General features: G+C 61.4%; 19 protein-coding genes and 2 tRNA genes. All 21 read left to right on the plus strand.

Features of this window, described 5'->3' with window-relative positions:
• Positions 1-6 precede the first annotated feature (6 nt).
• The 21 genes from GRF61_RS01455 to surE all read left to right on the plus strand — a co-directional run bounded on the left by GRF61_RS01455 (position 7) and on the right by surE (position 16,682).
• Positions 7-291, plus strand: a complete 285-nt coding sequence (locus GRF61_RS01455; RefSeq protein WP_133592758.1) for an integration host factor subunit beta — start codon at positions 7-9, stop codon at positions 289-291.
• Between the two features lie 88 nt (positions 292-379).
• A complete protein-coding gene (locus tag GRF61_RS01460; protein WP_133592756.1) occupies positions 380-685 on the plus strand; it encodes a LapA family protein in 306 nt (101 codons plus the stop codon).
• 5 nt (positions 686-690) lie between these two features.
• Complete coding sequence (gene lapB / locus GRF61_RS01465; protein ID WP_169148967.1) at positions 691-1,866, plus strand: lipopolysaccharide assembly protein LapB; 1,176 nt, start codon at positions 691-693, stop codon at positions 1,864-1,866.
• A gap of 55 nt (positions 1,867-1,921) precedes the next feature.
• Complete coding sequence (locus GRF61_RS01470) at positions 1,922-3,244, plus strand: UDP-glucose/GDP-mannose dehydrogenase family protein (RefSeq protein WP_169148968.1); 1,323 nt, start codon at positions 1,922-1,924, stop codon at positions 3,242-3,244.
• A gap of 197 nt (positions 3,245-3,441) precedes the next feature.
• On the plus strand, positions 3,442-4,332 hold the full coding sequence (cysM, locus tag GRF61_RS01475) for a cysteine synthase CysM (protein ID WP_169148969.1): 891 nt from the start codon (positions 3,442-3,444) through the stop codon (positions 4,330-4,332).
• A gap of 40 nt (positions 4,333-4,372) precedes the next feature.
• Positions 4,373-6,343, plus strand: a complete 1,971-nt coding sequence (locus GRF61_RS01480) for a hypothetical protein (RefSeq protein ID WP_169148970.1) — start codon at positions 4,373-4,375, stop codon at positions 6,341-6,343.
• Positions 6,344-6,400: 57 nt separating this feature from the next.
• The gene (locus GRF61_RS01485; RefSeq protein WP_169148971.1) at positions 6,401-6,592 is read left to right on the plus strand and encodes a hypothetical protein; all 192 of its coding nucleotides are present in this window, start codon (positions 6,401-6,403) and stop codon (positions 6,590-6,592) included.
• The gene (locus GRF61_RS01490; RefSeq protein WP_169148972.1) at positions 6,589-6,999 is read left to right on the plus strand and encodes a DUF1318 domain-containing protein; all 411 of its coding nucleotides are present in this window, start codon (positions 6,589-6,591) and stop codon (positions 6,997-6,999) included. The genes GRF61_RS01485 and GRF61_RS01490 overlap by 4 nt, the downstream gene beginning before the upstream one ends.
• Entirely contained in the window at positions 6,999-7,793 is a 795-nt protein-coding gene (locus GRF61_RS01495) for a 3'-5' exonuclease (RefSeq protein WP_169148973.1), read from the plus strand. Before GRF61_RS01490 ends, GRF61_RS01495 begins: the two co-directional genes overlap by 1 nt.
• A 3-nt stretch (positions 7,794-7,796) precedes the next feature.
• On the plus strand, positions 7,797-8,039 hold the full coding sequence (locus GRF61_RS01500) for a GlsB/YeaQ/YmgE family stress response membrane protein (protein WP_169148974.1): 243 nt from the start codon (positions 7,797-7,799) through the stop codon (positions 8,037-8,039).
• 50 nt (positions 8,040-8,089) lie between these two features.
• Positions 8,090-8,166, plus strand: a tRNA-Val gene (locus GRF61_RS01505).
• A 174-nt stretch (positions 8,167-8,340) separates the two neighbouring features.
• Entirely contained in the window at positions 8,341-10,257 is a 1,917-nt protein-coding gene (thrS, locus tag GRF61_RS01510) for a threonine--tRNA ligase (protein WP_169148975.1), read from the plus strand.
• Positions 10,258-10,283: 26 nt separating this feature from the next.
• The gene (gene infC / locus GRF61_RS01515; RefSeq protein WP_169149061.1) at positions 10,284-10,805 is read left to right on the plus strand and encodes a translation initiation factor IF-3; all 522 of its coding nucleotides are present in this window, start codon (positions 10,284-10,286) and stop codon (positions 10,803-10,805) included.
• Positions 10,806-10,942: 137 nt separating this feature from the next.
• Positions 10,943-11,140 (plus strand): 50S ribosomal protein L35, encoded by a 198-nt coding sequence (gene rpmI / locus GRF61_RS01520; protein WP_076602261.1) that lies wholly within the window; start codon positions 10,943-10,945, stop codon positions 11,138-11,140.
• A 12-nt stretch (positions 11,141-11,152) separates the two neighbouring features.
• Positions 11,153-11,512: a 50S ribosomal protein L20 gene (rplT, locus tag GRF61_RS01525; protein ID WP_133592734.1), complete on the plus strand. Its 360-nt coding sequence runs from the start codon at positions 11,153-11,155 to the stop codon at positions 11,510-11,512.
• Between the two features lie 66 nt (positions 11,513-11,578).
• Positions 11,579-12,610, plus strand: a complete 1,032-nt coding sequence (gene pheS, locus GRF61_RS01530) for a phenylalanine--tRNA ligase subunit alpha (RefSeq protein ID WP_169148976.1) — start codon at positions 11,579-11,581, stop codon at positions 12,608-12,610.
• Positions 12,611-12,617: 7 nt separating this feature from the next.
• The gene (pheT, locus tag GRF61_RS01535) at positions 12,618-15,008 is read left to right on the plus strand and encodes a phenylalanine--tRNA ligase subunit beta (protein ID WP_169148977.1); all 2,391 of its coding nucleotides are present in this window, start codon (positions 12,618-12,620) and stop codon (positions 15,006-15,008) included.
• Positions 15,005-15,316, plus strand: a complete 312-nt coding sequence (locus GRF61_RS01540; protein WP_133592727.1) for an integration host factor subunit alpha — start codon at positions 15,005-15,007, stop codon at positions 15,314-15,316. Before pheT ends, GRF61_RS01540 begins: the two co-directional genes overlap by 4 nt.
• Positions 15,297-15,677, plus strand: coding sequence for a MerR family transcriptional regulator (locus GRF61_RS01545; protein ID WP_169148978.1), 381 nt, complete (start codon positions 15,297-15,299; stop codon positions 15,675-15,677). Before GRF61_RS01540 ends, GRF61_RS01545 begins: the two co-directional genes overlap by 20 nt.
• A 49-nt stretch (positions 15,678-15,726) precedes the next feature.
• Positions 15,727-15,803 (plus strand) — tRNA-Pro (locus tag GRF61_RS01550).
• Between the two features lie 138 nt (positions 15,804-15,941).
• Positions 15,942-16,682, plus strand: a complete 741-nt coding sequence (gene surE / locus GRF61_RS01555; protein WP_169148979.1) for a 5'/3'-nucleotidase SurE — start codon at positions 15,942-15,944, stop codon at positions 16,680-16,682.
• The last annotated feature ends 1 nt before the right edge of the window (position 16,683 follow it).

Genomic DNA, 16,683 nt, shown 5'->3' on the forward strand with positions numbered 1-16,683 from the left:
CGGATCATGACCAAATCGGAGCTGATCGCCCAGCTGGCGGCGCGTTTTCCCCAGCTGGTCGCAAAGGATGCCGATTACGCGGTCAAGATGATTCTCGATGCGATGACCGATGCGCTCGCGCGCGGTGATCGCATCGAGATCCGCGGGTTCGGGAGTTTTGCGCTGAACTATCGTCCGCCTCGCGTCGGTCGCAATCCCAAGTCGGGGGAGAAGGTGCATGTGCCGGAGAAGCATGTGCCCCATTTCAAGGCCGGCAAGGAGTTGCGCGAGCGGGTGGATGGCAGCGAGTGACCGCGCGGCAATCGGTTGTGAGAAGTGTCAGGGAAGGCGGCTGCGGCCGCCTTCTTTTTTGTCATCTGCTCGGGGATAATGCCGACCCATGCGCCTCGTAATGTGGATCCTTCGATTGCTGTTGTTTTTCCTCTTGTTCGGTTTCGCGATCAAGAATGATCAGCTCGCCAGTCTGCGCTTCTTCTTTGGCGGCGAATGGCAATTGCCAGTTGTCTTTGTCATCCTGGTGAGCTTTTCTGCCGGCGCGCTGCTGGGCGTTACGGCCACCTTTGCTTCCTTGCTGCGCCAGCGTCGGGAGATTTCCCGCCTGAAGCGGCAGTTGGATCGGGCCGAGCGCAGCCGCCCCGAGCCGAATGTTCCTGTGGCCGAGGCCCAGGCGCCCGAGACGCTCTGAGATAAATGGAAATCGAATTCTGGTGGCTGCTTGCGCTGCCGCTGTTCTTTGCCCTTGGTTGGCTGGCTGCGCGTATTGATATCAAGCAGGTCGTCAAGGAGTCGCGGGCCTTGCCGCGTTCCTATTTTGCGGGGCTCAATTTCCTGCTGAACGAACAGCAGGACAAGGCCATCGATGCCTTCATAGAAGCGGTGCGCATCGACCCGCAAACCATTGAGCTGCACTTCGCGCTGGGCAGCCTGTTCCGCCGCCGCGGTGAAACCGATCGGGCGATCCGCATGCACCAGATCCTGGTGGATAGGGAGGACCTGAACGAGGATCAGCGCCTGCAGGCTCTCTCCGAGTTGGGCCAGGATTTCCTCAAGGCGGGCCTGCTGGACCGCGCCGAAGCAGTTTTCCTTAAGCTTCGCGACACCCGCGAGAAGGACATGGCGCTGCGTTACCTGCTTGAGATTTACCAGCAGGAGAAGGATTGGGCCAAGGCCATAGAGGTTGCCGGCGCCCTGCCGGACCACGAAGGCCTGATGTGGCGCAGGGAGGTGGCCAACTTCCATTGCGAACTGGCTGCCTCCGCTCTCGCGGATTCCCGTTATGACGAAGTTCGGCGTCAGGTGGAGGAGGCTCTCTTCATCAATCGCCGTTGCGTGCGTGCCAGTCTGCTGCTGGGCGATGTGCTGGCGGCGGAAGGGCGGGATGAGGAGGCGCTGGAGACCTGGAAGAAGATCGAGAGCCAGGACCCGGTATACCTCGCGCTGGCAGCGGAACGCATCATGGATGCCTATGGACGCCTGGAGCGGGTCGAGCAAGGGCATCAATTGCTCAAATCCTGGCTGGAGCGTCACGCCTCACTGGACCTGCTGGACGAGCTCTTCCATTGGGAGCTGGAGAAGCAGGGGCCGAAGGCTGCCTACGATCTGGTGCGGGAAGAGCTGAAACGTAACCCCACCCTGCTTGGGCTGGACAAGCTGCTGGAAGCCGCCCTGCTGGCGGCACCAGCCGAACAGCGTAGCGACATCGAGCTGGTCAAGCAGCTCATTCACGGTCATACCCGCAAGGTCGCGCGCTATCGCTGCGACGCCTGCGGCTTCAAGGCGCGGCAGTTCCATTGGCGTTGCCCGGCTTGCGGGGGGTGGGAAACCTATCCGCCCCGGCGCACCGAGGAATTCGATCTCACGCCCTGATTGGCCGCCTTTCGGCCGTGCCTGTCCGATTTATCTCTGAACCTCGGGAGTGCTCATGAAGATCACTGTGGTGGGAACCGGTTACGTTGGATTGGTGAGCGGTGCTTGCCTTGCCGATGTGGGCAACGATGTGCTGTGCCTGGATGTGGACGCGGCCAAGATCCGCGTTCTTGAAGAAGGGGGAATCCCCATTCACGAGCCGGGGCTGCTGGAGATCGTGCGCCGTAATGTGGCGGCCGGCCGCTTGAGCTTCACGACCGATATCCAGCGTGCGGTGGCGCACGGCACGGTGCAGTTCATCGCGGTGGGCACGCCGCCGGACGAGGATGGCTCGGCCGACCTGCAGTACGTGCTGGCGGCCGCGCGCAACATCGGCCGCCACATGGATGGCTACCGGGTCGTCGTCGACAAGTCCACCGTGCCGGTGGGCACAGGCGACAAGGTGAAGGCGGCGATCGCTGATGAGCTTTCCAAGCGTGGTGTCGAGCTGCCCTTCTCGGTGGTCTCCAACCCGGAGTTCCTGAAAGAAGGGGCGGCGGTGGACGACTTCATGCGGCCGGACCGCATCGTCGTTGGCGCCGAGGACGAGCGGGCGATCGAGTCCATGCGCCAGCTGTACGCGCCTTTCCAGCGGAATCACGACAAACTGGTGTTCATGGACGTGCGTTCGGCGGAGCTGACCAAGTACGCGGCGAATGCCATGCTGGCCACCCGCATCAGCTTCATGAACGAACTGGCCAACCTGGCCGAGACGCTGGGCGCGGACATCGAGTTGGTGCGCCAAGGTATAGGCTCGGATCTCCGCATCGGCTGGCATTTCCTCTACGCCGGCTGCGGCTACGGCGGCTCCTGCTTCCCCAAGGATGTGAAGGCACTGATCAAGACCGCGGACGAATACGGTCACGAGTTGAAGGTGCTGGGCGCGGTGGAAGACGCTAACGAAGCGCAGAAGCACGTGCTGATCGACAAGATCGTCGCCCGCTTCGGCGAGAACCTCTCCGGCCGCCGCTTCGCCCTGTGGGGCCTGGCCTTCAAGCCGAACACCGATGACATGCGCGAGGCCCCCAGCCGGGTCATCATCGCCGAGCTGTTCAAGCGCGGTGCAACAGTGGTTGCCTATGATCCGGTGGCGATGGACGAGACGCGCCGCATTTTTGGCGACGAGGCTCGTCTGAGCTATGTGGATCGGCCGATGAAGGCGCTGGAGGAGGCGGACGCGCTGGTCATCGTCACCGAGTGGAAGGAATTCCGCAGTCCGGACTTCGAGCGCATCCGCAGTGTGTTGCGTCAGCCGGTACTGTTCGATGGCCGCAACATGTACGACCCGGCGGTGATGCGCGAGAGCGGACTGGAGTATTACGGCATCGGCCGGCGCTGAGCTGGGATGGAGCGCGGCGGGTGTGCGACAAGCCGGGCCCGCTTGTCGGATTCCCGCGCCGCGGCCAGTTGTCCTGGCAGCCGTAGTGGCGTGCCGATGATGGCGTGATGCTTGCGTGAGTTCATTCCGGCTGGGGCGGTTTTGCCGCCGCTCCATGCGGTATTAACATGAGACCCCCAACCGGAAGCCGCAATAAAATGGAATTCAAGACTCTCGAGGATTACGTCGGCGATACGCCGCTGGTGCGCTTGAAGCGGATTACCGCGGGCCGGAACAACGTGATCCTCGCCAAGCTGGAAGGCAACAACCCTGCGGGGTCGGTCAAGGATCGCCCGGCATTGTCGATGATCGTTCGTGCCGAGGCGCGCGGCGATATCCGGCCAGGCGACACCCTGATCGAGGCAACCAGCGGAAACACCGGCATCGCGCTCGCCATGGCGGCGGCCATCCGTGGCTACAAGATGATCCTGGTGATGCCGGAGAACCAAAGCATAGAACGTCGCCAGACCATGCGCGCGTTCGGTGCCGAGCTGGTGCTTACGCCCAAGGAAGGCGGCATGGAAATGGCGCGTGACGTGGCCGAGCGCATGCGCGGCGAAGGCAAGGGCATTATCCTCGACCAGTTTGCCAATGCGGATAACCCGCTGGCCCACTACGAAGGCACCGGGCCGGAGTTGTGGACGCAGACCGGCGGTACGCTGACCCACTTCATCAGCTCGATGGGAACCACCGGCACAATCATGGGCACTTCCCGCTATCTCAAGGAGAAGAACCCGGCGATCCAGGTCATCGGCTGCCAGCCTGAGGAGGGCTCGCAGATCCCGGGCATCCGCAAGTGGCCCGAAGCCTATCTGCCCAGGATCTACGAAAAGCCCCGGGTGGACAGCCTGGAGTACGTCAGCCAGGCCGATGCGGAGGAAATGACGCGCCGGCTCGCCCGCGAGGAAGGCATCTTCGCCGGGATTTCCTCCGGCGGCGCCATGCATGTGGCGCTCCGGCTGGCGGCCGATCTGGAGAATGCCGTCATCGTTTCCATCGTCTGCGACCGCGGCGACCGTTACTTGTCCACGGGTGTCTTCCCGGCCTGACCGAGGTTGCGGTGCGTGGCCCTGGCGGGCCGCGCTCGCCTTGGCGCTTCTGCTCGTCTGGCCGTCCGGCTGGGCGATGCTGCCCGCAGCCGATTCCTTCCGCTTGTCCTTGGACGCGTTTTCGCGCCCTGGCCTGCGCATGGCCGGGCTGGAGCTTGCCTACGACGTCCGCAACGGACGGCTCGCTGCTCGCGCCAAGCATCTCGAGATCGCTGGGCAGCAGTGGCGCGATGTGCGTCTGCAGTGCCCCGCCGCCTCGCTGCAGGGGGCTCGGCTAGCATGTTCCGGCGGCGAATTGAGCTTCGCTGAAGGCGAGGCTGCGCTGGTTTTCTCCTTCTCCCTCGATCTGGAGCTGCAGTCGGGCAAAGTCGAAATCGACTTCGAAGATGGTGGGAAGTTCAAGGCTGCCATGTCGCCCGGCGGTGAGTTGCGCTTCTCCCTTAGCGGCGTTTCTCTTTCCCAAGCAGGTAGGTGGTGGCCGGGGCTCGCGGCCTGGTCTCCCGTGGGTGACGTGAGTGCAGAAGGGAGGTACCGCGACGGCAGCCTGAAGGCCGAAGGGGTGTTGCGCGACGTGGGCTTCTCCAACCAGACCGGACTGCAAGCGGGGGAGAACCTGGAGCTGGCTTTTTCTTTATCGGCAAGGCCGGAGCGGCAGGGGTGGGGATGGACTGCGGATATCTCCTGGACGGCGGGCCAGGCCTATCTGGAGCCTTTTTTCATCCAGGCCCTGCCGTGGCAGATGAGTGCCCGTGGCCTGTTGGGTGCTGGTCGCCTGGAGCTTACCGAGGCGGTACTCCAGATGCCCGGTGTGGCGCAGCTGGCGGCGTCAGCTATCTATTCCCTGGCCGACCAGCGCCTGGAGCGCTTTTCCTTTTCCCTTGCCGGCGGGGAACTCGCAGTGCTGGGGCCCACCTGGATCGCCCCGCTAATAGCGCCGGCGAACCGGGAGGCGGTGATATTTGGTGGGCGCCTGGCCGCCGGGCTGGAGTGGGCGGGCGGCGAGTTGCTGGCTGCGGACTTCGTTGCGGAGAATGCGAGCTTTGGCATGGATGCTGGCGTCGGCGGAGAGGGGTTTGCCTTCGGGCCGGTGAATGGTTACTTGCCCTGGCGCATGGTTGGCGAGGCCGCTGGGGAACTGTCCGTAGAGGAAGGGCGCTGGGAGCGCTTGTCCCTGGGGCATTTCTCCATGCCGGTCGAAGTGAAGGACGGGGTACTGCGATTGGGGCGTACCGTCATCCCGCTGCTGGACGGCGCCGTGGTGTTCGACGATGTGCTCGTCCGGCGGCAGGCCGGGCAGTGGCTGGGGACGGGGTCGGCGGTGATAGAGCCCTTGTCCGTCCGCCTGCTTACTGAGGCGCTGGGCTTGCCGCCGATGAACGGGGTGCTCGCGGCCTCGATGCCGGGGCTGAGCTTTCGTCCGGGCGAGATTACGCTGGATGGGGCGCTGGTGGTTTCGGTCTTCGATGGCTATCTGCAGGCGACCGGGTTGCAGGTCCTGGAGCCTCTTGGAGCGACGTCGCGCTTGAAGGCCGATGTGGAGTTGAGGCACATCGATCTGTCCCAACTTACGGAGACCTTCAGTTTCGGCAGCATCGCTGGCTTCGTCGACGCCGATGTTGCCGGCCTGGAGCTGAGCCGCTGGCGTCCAGTGGCCTTCGATGCGCGGCTCTACAGCAGTCGAGGCAGCTATCCCCGCCGGATCAGCCAGCGCGCGGTGGAGGATCTTGCTGCGCTTGGCGGCGGCGGTGCGGTAGCGGCAATCCAGCGTGGTTTGCTCGGGCTCTTCCGCGACTTCGGTTACCGCGATCTGGCGCTGGGCTGCGTGCTGAAGGAGGGGGTGTGCACCATGAGTGGCCTGTCTTCTAGAGGGGATGGTGGCTTCTTGATCGTGCAGGGCGGCGGTCTGCCTGCCCTGGATGTCATCGGCTACAATCCGCGCGTTGACTGGGACGAACTCGTCGGCCGGTTGCAGCGGGTGATTGCAGACGAAGCAACTGTGGTCACCGATTGAACCCGGGCTCAGGCCCAGGCGGCACGTGGCCGCCAATCAAGACGCGAGGAGTCCTTCATGCCCCTTCCTGTGCGCACGGGCTTGGCGATTGCCGTGATATTGGGCGTTGCCGCCTGCGTGACCATCAATATCTATTTTCCCGCGGCAGCAGCCGAGAAGGCCGCCGACAAGATCATAGACGAAGTCTGGCAGGCTTCTCCCCCGGAGAAGAAAGAGGACGCTGCGGCGAATCGAGGAGGGGAGAGATGAAGTCTTTGAAATGGTTGTCCGCGGCCTTGCTGCTATGGTCTTCGCTGGTGTTTGCGCAAGGCAATCTGGATATCTCTTCGCCAGCGATAAGCACCTTGAAGCGTTCCATGCAGGAGCGGCACACCCAGCTGGCGCCTCTATACGAGAGTGGCGCGGTTGGCTTGACGGCGGAGGGCGGGGTGACGGTGCGGGATGCGAGCGCGGTTCCGCTGGCGCAACGGGCGCAGGCCGCTGCGCTGGTCGCTGCCGAGAATGCCGATCGTGGCGCACTTTACCGCGAGATTGCCCGGGCCAATGGCCATCCCGAGTGGGAGGCTGACGTTCGCATGACCTTTGCCGGGCGTTGGGCTGAGCGCGCACGCCCGGGATGGTGGATTCAGCAGGGCGGCAACTGGGTGCGGAAGTAATGCCGGTACTTGTCTTCGACATCGAAACGATTCCGGACGTCGCCGGCATCCGTGCGCTGAACGATCTGCCGGCGGAGCTCACCGACTATGAGGTTGCGGAGTTCGCCTTCCAGCAGCGCAGGGCATCGAATGGAACGGATTTCCTGCAGCATCACCTGCAGCGCATCGTCACCATCTCCTGCGCTTTTCGGGATGCTAGCCAGTTCCGCGTGTTCTCGCTCGCGGAGCCCGACTGCAACGAGGGTGAGATCATTCAGCGTTTCTTCGATGGTGTTGAGCGCTTCACGCCTCAGATCGTGTCCTGGAACGGAGGGGGGTTCGATCTGCCGGTGCTGCATTATCGGGGGTTGATGCACGGCGTATCCGCTCCCCGCTATTGGGACCAGGGAGAAGGCGACTACAACGATTCGCGTGACTTCAAGTGGAACAACTACATTGGTCGTTACCATTCTCGTCATCTCGATCTGATGGACTTGCTGGCGCTCTACCAGCCGCGGGCGAATGCGCCGCTGGACGAACTGGCTAAGCTAATGGGTTTTCCTGGAAAGCTGGGCATGGATGGCTCCGCGGTTTGGCAGGCCTGGCAGGAAGGCCGTGCAGCTGAAATCCGGGATTACTGCGAGACTGACGTGGTAAACACCTATCTCGTCTATCTTGGTTTCCAGCGCATGAGAGGTGTGCTTGACCAGGGGGCCTGGGTGCAGGAACTTGCGGTGGTCAGGGATGTGCTGGAGCGGCAGGAGGCTCCTCACTGGAGAGCTTTTCTGGCGGCCTGGCCGAAACAGGAGGGGTAGAGAATGTCTGTCATCGGTACGATTCTGATCGGCCTGATCGTGGGTTTGGTCGCCAGGTTGTTGCACCCGGGGCGTGATCGCCTGGGCCTGCTCATGACTACGCTGCTGGGAATTGCTGGCGCCATGGTGGCGACCTATGGCGGCCAGTTCCTGGGCATCTACCATGCGGGGGAAACGGCGGGTTTCATTGGTGCTGTCGTTGGCGCGGTCATCCTCCTCTTCGTCTTCACTAGGCTGAAAAATTAAAAAAGAGTTTGACATCAGCGGCAGCTTCTCTATAATTCGCCGCTCTTAGCAGGCGCGTAGCTCAGCTGGTTAGAGCACCACCTTGACATGGTGGGGGTCGTTGGTTCGAGTCCAATCGCGCCTACCAACACTTGGGATTCGATCGCATGTTCCGAACTTGCTTCACTGCCGGAAACTAAAAAGATCGGGTTCCGCTGTCTGCTAAAAAAGTGCGGTTCCGACCGCACTTTTTTTTCGTCCACTCGCCGCGTAACCCCGTTTTGATTCTTCATTGCAAAGAATACGCCGAGGCCTAAATCTCATGCCGAACATTACGCTTCCTGATGGGTCCATCCGCAGCTTCGACCATCCCGTCACCGTGGGTGAAGTTGCCGCTTCCATTGGAGCGGGCTTGGCCAAGGCTTCGCTGGCTGGTCGTGTGGACGGAAAGCTGGTGGACTTGTCGCACCGCATTGAGACGGATGCGCAGCTGGCCATCGTGACCGACAAGGGGGAAGAGGGCGTCGACATCCTCCGCCACTCGACGGCTCACCTGCTGGCGCATGCGGTCAAGGAGTTGTTCCCGGAGGTGCAGGTCACCATCGGGCCGGTGATCGAGAATGGCTTCTACTATGACTTCGCCTACAAGCGCCCGTTTACGCCTGAAGATCTTGAAGCGATTGAATGCCGCATGGCCGAGATCGTTCAGCGCGCCATTCCGGTGGTCCGCGAAGTCCGGCCGCGTGACGAGGCGGTGGCCTTCTTCAAGTCGATCGGCGAGAACTACAAGGCGGAGATCATCGCCTCCATTCCAGAGGGCGAGGACGTCTCCCTTTATCGCCAAGGTGACTTCATCGACTTGTGCCGAGGGCCACATGTGCCATCCACGGCCAAGCTGAAGGTCTTCAAGTTGACCAAGGTAGCCGGTGCCTATTGGCGTGGCGATTCCAAGAACGAGATGCTGCAGCGCATCTACGGTACCGCCTGGGCGAAGAAGGAAGAGCTGGAGGCCCACCTCCATATGCTGGAGGAGGCGGAGAAGCGCGATCACCGCAAGCTGGGGCGGCAGCTCGATCTCTTCCATATTCAGGAAGAGGCGCCGGGCATGGTGTTCTGGCACGCCAAGGGCTGGACGCTGTGGCAGCAGGTCGAACAATACCTGCGTAAGACGATCTATGAACACGGCTATCAGGAAGTGAAAACGCCCCAGATCGTCGATCGCTCCCTATGGGAAAAATCCGGTCACTGGGGGATGTACTCCGATCTGATGTTCACCACGCAGTCCGAGAAGCGGGACTACGCTGTGAAGCCCATGAACTGCCCGTGCCACATTCAGATCTTCAATCAAGGCCTGAAGAGTTACCGCGATCTGCCGCTGCGCATGGCCGAGTTTGGCTCCTGTCACCGCAATGAGCCGTCGGGTTCGCTGCACGGCATCATGCGCGTGCGCAATTTCGTCCAGGACGACGCCCATATCTTTTGTACTGAAGAGCAGGTGCAACAGGAGGCGGCCGAGTTTATCCGTCTGCTGCAGAAAGTGTATGCGGACTTCGGCTTCACGGATGTTCAGGTGAAGCTGTCTACGCGGCCTGAAAAGAGGGTCGGAACCGATGAGCAGTGGGGCGAGGCCGAGGCTGCGCTGGCTTCCGCGCTTGATGCGCAGGGGCTCGCCTATGATCTGCAGCCAGGTGAGGGCGCATTCTACGGCCCCAAGATCGAGTTTTCCCTGAAGGATTGCCTGGGGCGAGTGTGGCAATGCGGTACCTTGCAGCTCGACTTCAATCTGCCGGTACGGTTGGGGGCGGAATATGTGGCCGAAGACAACGCCAAGCGTTTTCCCGTCATGTTGCACCGCGCCATCCTGGGGTCGCTGGAGCGCTTCATCGGGATACTCATCGAGAACTACGCGGGGGCTCTGCCGTTGTGGCTGAGTCCGGTGCATGGTGTGGTGATGAATATCTCGGAAGGCCAGGCGGATTATGCGAAAGAGGTGTTGAGTCGCCTCAAGGTCGCGGGTTTCCGCGTCGAGGCGGATTTGCGCAACGAAAAGATAAATTATAAAATCCGCGAACATAGCGTGCACAAGCTGCCATATCAGATCGTCGTAGGCGAAAAAGAAAAGGCGGCTGGCGTCGTCGCAGTGCGCGCCCGAGGCGGCCAAGATCTTGGCCAAATGTCCCTCGATTCGCTGATCGAGCGCTGGCATCGCGAAATTGACGCGAAGTCCGCTGCGGTCTGATATTGGTTTTCGTGGAGAACTGAACCATCGCTCAAGAGAAGAAGCAGCGCGTCAACGGGGAAATCAACGCGCCCGAAGTCCGGCTGGTCGGTGATGACGGCGAGCAGCTCGGCATTGTTTCCCTGAATGCAGCCCTGAGTGTGGCCGAAGAGGCCGGCCTGGATCTCGTTGAGATCGCGCCGATGGCAAAGCCGCCGGTCTGTCGTGTGATGGACTATGGCAAGTTCAAGTATCAGGAACAGAAAAAGGCCCATGAGGCCCGGCTCAAACAGAAGCAGGTGCAGGTCAAGGAGGTCAAGCTCCGGCCGGGTACCGACGAGAATGACTACCAGATCAAGCTGCGCAACCTGAGGCGCTTCTTGGAAGAGGGCGACAAGTGCAAGGTGACCTTGCGCTTCCGTGGGCGTGAAATGGCGCACCAGGAGTTCGGTTTGCGGCAATTGGAGCGGGTCAAGGCTGACTTGGAAGAACTGGGTCAGGTCGAGCAGATGCCGAAGATGGAAGGGCGTCAGATGATCATGGTCATCGCGCCGAAGAAGAATCGCTGAAAGGCGGTAGCAGCAGTCCCCGGTAGTATCGGGTGATACCGAGGCCGAAACGGTCTTGGAAAACAAGTGGTGCCAGGTGTCAAAAGCGTTGTAGTTGAGCGCTACCTGGCGGCATTCATAAACACGGAGTCTTAGCAATGCCCAAGATGAAGACCAAGAGCGGGGCCGCCAAGCGGTTCAAGGTCCGCTCTAGCGGTGGGATCAAGCGGTCCCAAGCGTTCAAGCGCCACATCCTCACCAAGAAAACCACCAAGAGCAAGCGTCAGCTGCGTGGCATGACTGAAGTTCATGCCGCTGATGAAAAGCTGATCCGTGCCATGCTTCCTTACGCCTGATAGGAGACCACCATGCCCAGAGTAAAACGTGGTGTAGTCGCCCGCGCCCGTCACAAGAAGGTGCTGGATCAGGCCAAGGGTTACCGCGGCCGTCGCAAGAACGTATATCGCATCGCCAAGCAGGCGGTGATGAAGGCGGGTCAGTATGCCTATCGTGACCGCCGTCAGCGCAAGCGTCAGTTCCGTACCCTGTGGATTGCGCGTATCAACGCCGCCGCCCGTGAGTTGGGTCTGACCTACAGCACTTTCATGAATGGCCTGAAGAAGGCGGCGGTTGAAGTGGACCGCAAGGTGCTGGCCGATCTGGCTGTTTTCGACAAGCCGGCTTTTGCCGCGCTCGCCGAGCAAGCCAAGGCCAAACTCGCTGCGTAAGCTGACGCAGCGCCAAAAAAGGAGGCCTAGCCTCCTTTTTTTTTCTGATTTCCGCATGGCAGTAAAATGGATAACCTGGATCAACTGATTCAACAGGCCGAAGGCGAATTTGCCGCGGCGGCGGACAGTGCCCAGCTGGAGCAAGCCAAGGCGCGTTACTTGGGCAAGAGCGGTTCCCTGACCGAGCGCTTGAAGGGCTTGGGGAAGCTCGATCCCGAGGCCAGGCGAGAGGCCGGGGCCGCCATCAACCGGGTCAAGGAGTCGATTGAGCGTGCCCTTGAGGCGAGGCGCCAGGCGCTGAGGGAGGCCGCCCTGCTGGCTCAGCTTGCCGCCGAAGCGCTGGACGTGACGCTGCCGGGCAGGGGATCGGCGGCAGGTGGGCTCCATCCGGTCAGCCGGACACTGGAACGAATCGAGCGCCTGTTTGGCTCCATCGGCTTCGTGGCAGTCGATGGTCCGGAGATCGAGACAGACTGGCACAACTTCACTGCGCTGAATACGCCTGAAAATCACCCCGCGAGGTCGATGCACGACACCTTCTATCTAGAAGGCCAAGACGAAGTCCTGCTACGTACCCACACCAGCCCCGTGCAGGTCCGCGCCATGCAGGCCCATGTGGCGCGCTTCGGACACCTGGATTCCATGCCGGAATTGCGCATCATCGCGCCGGGCCGAGTTTATCGGGTGGACTCGGATGCGACGCACTCGCCGATGTTCCATCAAGTGGAGGGGCTGTGGATAGGAGAGAAGGTCAGCTTCGCCGATCTGAAGGGGGTCATTGCCGACTTCCTGCGCAAGTTCTTTGAATCCGAGGATTTGCAGGTTCGCTTCCGCCCATCGTTTTTCCCCTTCACCGAGCCATCCGCTGAAATCGACGTCGCCTTCATGAGCGGCGCACTGGAAGGCCGTTGGCTGGAGATTGCCGGTTGCGGCATGGTTCATCCGAATGTGCTGAGATTTGGCGGTATCGACCCGGAGCGCTATACCGGCTTTGCCTTCGGCATGGGGCCGGATCGCCTGACGATGCTGCGCTACGGCGTGACCGATCTTCGCCTCTTTTTCGAAGGCGACCTGCGTTTCCTGGGTCAATTCAGGTAAAAGGACCATGCAATTCTCAGAATACTGGCTGCGGACCTTTGTCGACCCGCAACTCGATAGCGAATCGCTAGGCCATCTTCTCACCATGGCTGGGCTGGAGGTGGAGGAGGCGGTTCCGGCCGCGCCGAAGTTCTCGGGCGTGGTTGTCGCACGTATCGTCGAGGCCGAGAAGCATCCCAATGCCGACAAGCTCAGGGTCTGCAAGGTAGATGTCGGTACGGGCGAACTGCTGCAGATCGTCTGTGGGGCTCCGAATGCGGCCGTTGGCCTGACCGTCCCGTGCGCGAAAGTTGGCGCCTTGCTGCCGGGCGACTTCGCGATCAAGGCGGCCAAGCTGCGTGGTGTCGAGTCCTTCGGCATGCTCTGCTCCGGCCGTGAACTGGGTTTCTCCGATGACCATTCAGGCCTGCTGGTCCTGCCGGCAGATGCGGAGGTCGGGGCGGATCTGCGCGACTATCTGGCGCTGGACGACACGCTCTATACGATCAAGCTGACTCCCAACCGGGCGGACTGTCTGAGTCTCGCGGGGGTGGCGCGCGAAGTGGCCGCGCTTACCGGCAAGCCACTCACGCTGCCGGCGGCGGAGGCGGTGGCGCCTACCATTGAAGGGCGGCGTGAGGTCGTGCTGGAGGCACCCGAGGCTTGCCCCCGTTATTGCGGCCGGGTGCTGCGTGGGGTCAATGCAGGGGCTGCGACGCCCGACTGGATGAAGCAACGGCTGCTCCGTAGCGGCATCCGTTCCATTAGCGCACTGGTGGACGTCACCAACTATGTGATGCTGGAACTCGGCCAGCCGCTGCATGTATTTGATGACACCAAGCTCAGTGGCTCCATTCACGTCCGCTATCCGAAGGCTGGCGACCAGCTGTTGCTGCTCAATGGACAGACGATTGCGCCGGACGCCGACGTGTTGGTCATTGCGGATGACCACAAGCCGCTTGCACTCGCCGGCATCATGGGTGGAGAGGAAAGTGGGGTAACGCTGGACTCCACCGAGATCTTTCTGGAAAGCGCCTTCTTCGCGCCGGCGGCGATTGCCGGTCGGGCGCGTCGATACGGATTCGGTTCGGATGCGTCCCACCGTTTCGAACGGGGCGTGGACTTCGAACTGCCGCGGTTGGCGATGGAGCGCGCGACCCGCCTCATTCTCGATATCTGTGGTGGCGAAGCGAGTCCAGTGGAAGAGGCGCTGGACAAGGCCCATCTGCCAACACGGCCGGCGGTCATACTCAGGCCGGCGCGAGTGCGGCGCCTGCTAGGTGTCCAACTGGGTGATGCAGATATGAAGGCCCTGTTGGAGCGCGTGCACTTGGGCGTACAGGAGCAAGGAGATTGCTTTCTTGTTTCTCCGCCGTCCTTTCGGTTCGATATCGCCATCGAGGAAGACCTGGTCGAGGAACTGGCGCGCCTGTATGGATATGACAATATCCCAGCCGTTCCGCCCCAGGGCTCCCTGATGATGCTGGAGCAGAGTGAGAGCAAGCGCTCGACTTGGGCTGTGCGCCACCTTCTGGCTGCACGCGGCTATCAGGAAGTGGTGAACTTCTCGTTTGTAGATGAGGCGTGGGAACGCGATTTCTGCGCCAACCCCGATCCCATTCGTCTTGCCAACCCGATCGCCAGCCAAATGGGCGTGATGCGTACCAGCTTGATTCCCGGCTTGGCTGCCGTTCTCGCCACCAACCGTAAGCGCCAGCAGCCGCGTGTGCGTATTTTCGAGATCGGCCGCTGCTTCGAGCGCAAGGCGGACGGCGAGCCCGTTCAAGGTTTCCACCAGCCGGTGCGGGTCGCTGCCTTGGCCGCAGGAGGTGCTTTGTCCGAGCAATGGGGAGTTGCGGACAGGGGGGTCGATTTTTATGACGTCAAGGGCGATCTCGAGGCTTTGTTCGCTCCCGGTGCGCTGACCTTCGAGCGCCTTTCAGACCCTGCTCTGCATCCGGGGCGCGCAGCGTCGGTTCTGTTCAATGGCCGGCATGTCGGCGTGATCGGAGAAGTTCACCCCATCTGGGTGCAGACGTATGAACTCGGAAGCGCCCCCATCGTGTTTGAGATCGAACTGGATGCGCTTCTGGCCGCACAGTTGCCCGTCAGTGCGGAGATTTCCCGCATGCCTGCGGTGGCTCGTGATTTGGCGCTTGTGGTCGGGCAGGAGGTCAGTGTCGCGCGGGTGCTGGAGGTGTTGCGGGAAGTCGCGCCGCCCATCGTGCGCGAGATTGCGCTGTTCGATGTCTATCATGGCAAGGGCATTGACCCTGACAAGAAGAGCCTTGCTTTCAGGATGTTGATGCAAGATACTCAGCGAACCCTTGAAGACGCCGAGGTTGAGGCTGCGATCGCAGCTCTCGTCCAACACGCCGAAGGCACTCTGGGTGCGCGCTTGCGTGGATCTGGAGAATGAAGGTGACCCTGACTAAGGCGGAACTGGCCGATTTGTTGTTTGAGCGTGTCGGGTTGAACAAGCGCGAAGCCAAGGACATGGTGGAGGGCTTTTTCGAGGAGATCCGCACCGCGCTGGAACGTGGTGACAGCGTCAAGCTGTCCGGCTTCGGCAATTTCCAGCTGCGCGACAAGCCTCAGCGTCCAGGGCGTAATCCTAAGACCGGCGAAGAGATCCCGATTACTGCACGTCGTGTGGTGACCTTCCATGCCAGCCAGAAACTGAAAGCCGCTGTGGAGCAGCTCAGCGATGCAAGCAGGCAGCCTTGACGAACTTCCAGCGGCTTTGCCGCCCATCCCTGCAAAGCGTTATTTCACGATAGGTGAGGTGAGTGAGCTATGTGGCGTCAAGCCGCATGTCCTGAGGTATTGGGAGCAGGAGTTCACGCAGCTGAAGCCGGTAAAGCGGCGTGGCAATCGGCGTTATTACCAGCATCATGAAGTGTTGCTGGTGCGTCGGATCCGTCAGTTGCTTTACGAGGAAGGTTTCACCATTTCTGGTGCCCGCAACCGGTTGGGGGAAACTGCCATCCGGGAACAGGAAGATGCGAGCGAAGTCGAGCACTATCGAGCGCTGGTACTAGAGGTGCGAGGTGAGATGCAGGCCTTGCTCGCGGAACTGAGAAGTTGATTCTTCTGCTGGCAAAGTGTTCAAAAGTTGCTATAATGGCGGCTTGTGTCGGGGCGTAGCGCAGCCTGGTAGCGCACTTGCATGGGGTGCAAGGGGTCGCGAGTTCGAATCCCGCCGCCCCGACCAATTGAACAAAACAAAAACCGGCCCTAGGCCGGTTTTTGTTTTTCTGCCGCGGCAGTTCGATTTCTGTCGCTATGCTAAGATTTCAGCCCTCTTGGCCGTGGTGGTTCGTCTTGCTGCGGCGCTCCGTTCGGATTCCAAATGCGTATTCTGGTTAGTAACGACGACGGCTATTTCGCCCCTGGTATCGCGGCGCTCGCCGAGGCGCTTGCTACCGTCGGTGAGGTAACGGTGGTTGCTCCGGAGCGGGATCGCAGCGGCGCCAGCAATTCCCTCACCTTGGACCGACCGCTGTCTCTGCGCAAGGCGGCGAACGGTTTTCACTTTGTGAATGGCACTCCCACCGACTGCGTCCATCTGGCTGTGACGGGGATGCTGGATTATCTGCCTGATATGGTGGTCTCGGGCGTGAACCATGGGGCCAACATGGGCGATGACACGATTTACTCCGGCACGGTTGCGGCTGCGACTGAGGGGTTCCTGCTTGGCGTGCCGTCCATTGCCGTCTCCCTTGTCAGCAAGGCTGCGACGGATTTTTCTGCTGCGGCGCAAGTGGCGAAAGAGTTGGCGGAACGCTTCCTGCGCTCGCCGTTCCGGCGACCTGTTCTGCTTAACGTCAATGTCCCGGACGTTCCTTATATGCAATTGCGCGGGATGAGGGTGACGCGTCTTGGCAAGCGCCACAAGGCTGAGCCCGTGATCAAGAGCCTTACCCCGCGCAATGAAACCGTCTATTGGGTCGGCGCTGCGGGTGGTGCGGCGGATGCGGGGGAAGGCACGGACTTCAACGCGGTTGCCAATGGCTATGTATCGGTTACGCCCCTGCAGATCGACCTGACGCATACAGGTCTCATCGAGCCGGTAGCGGAATGGTTGGCTTGAC

Source organism: Azoarcus sp. TTM-91, assembly GCF_012911025.1.
In the GTDB taxonomy this organism is placed as follows: Bacteria; Pseudomonadota; Gammaproteobacteria; order Burkholderiales; family Rhodocyclaceae; genus Azoarcus.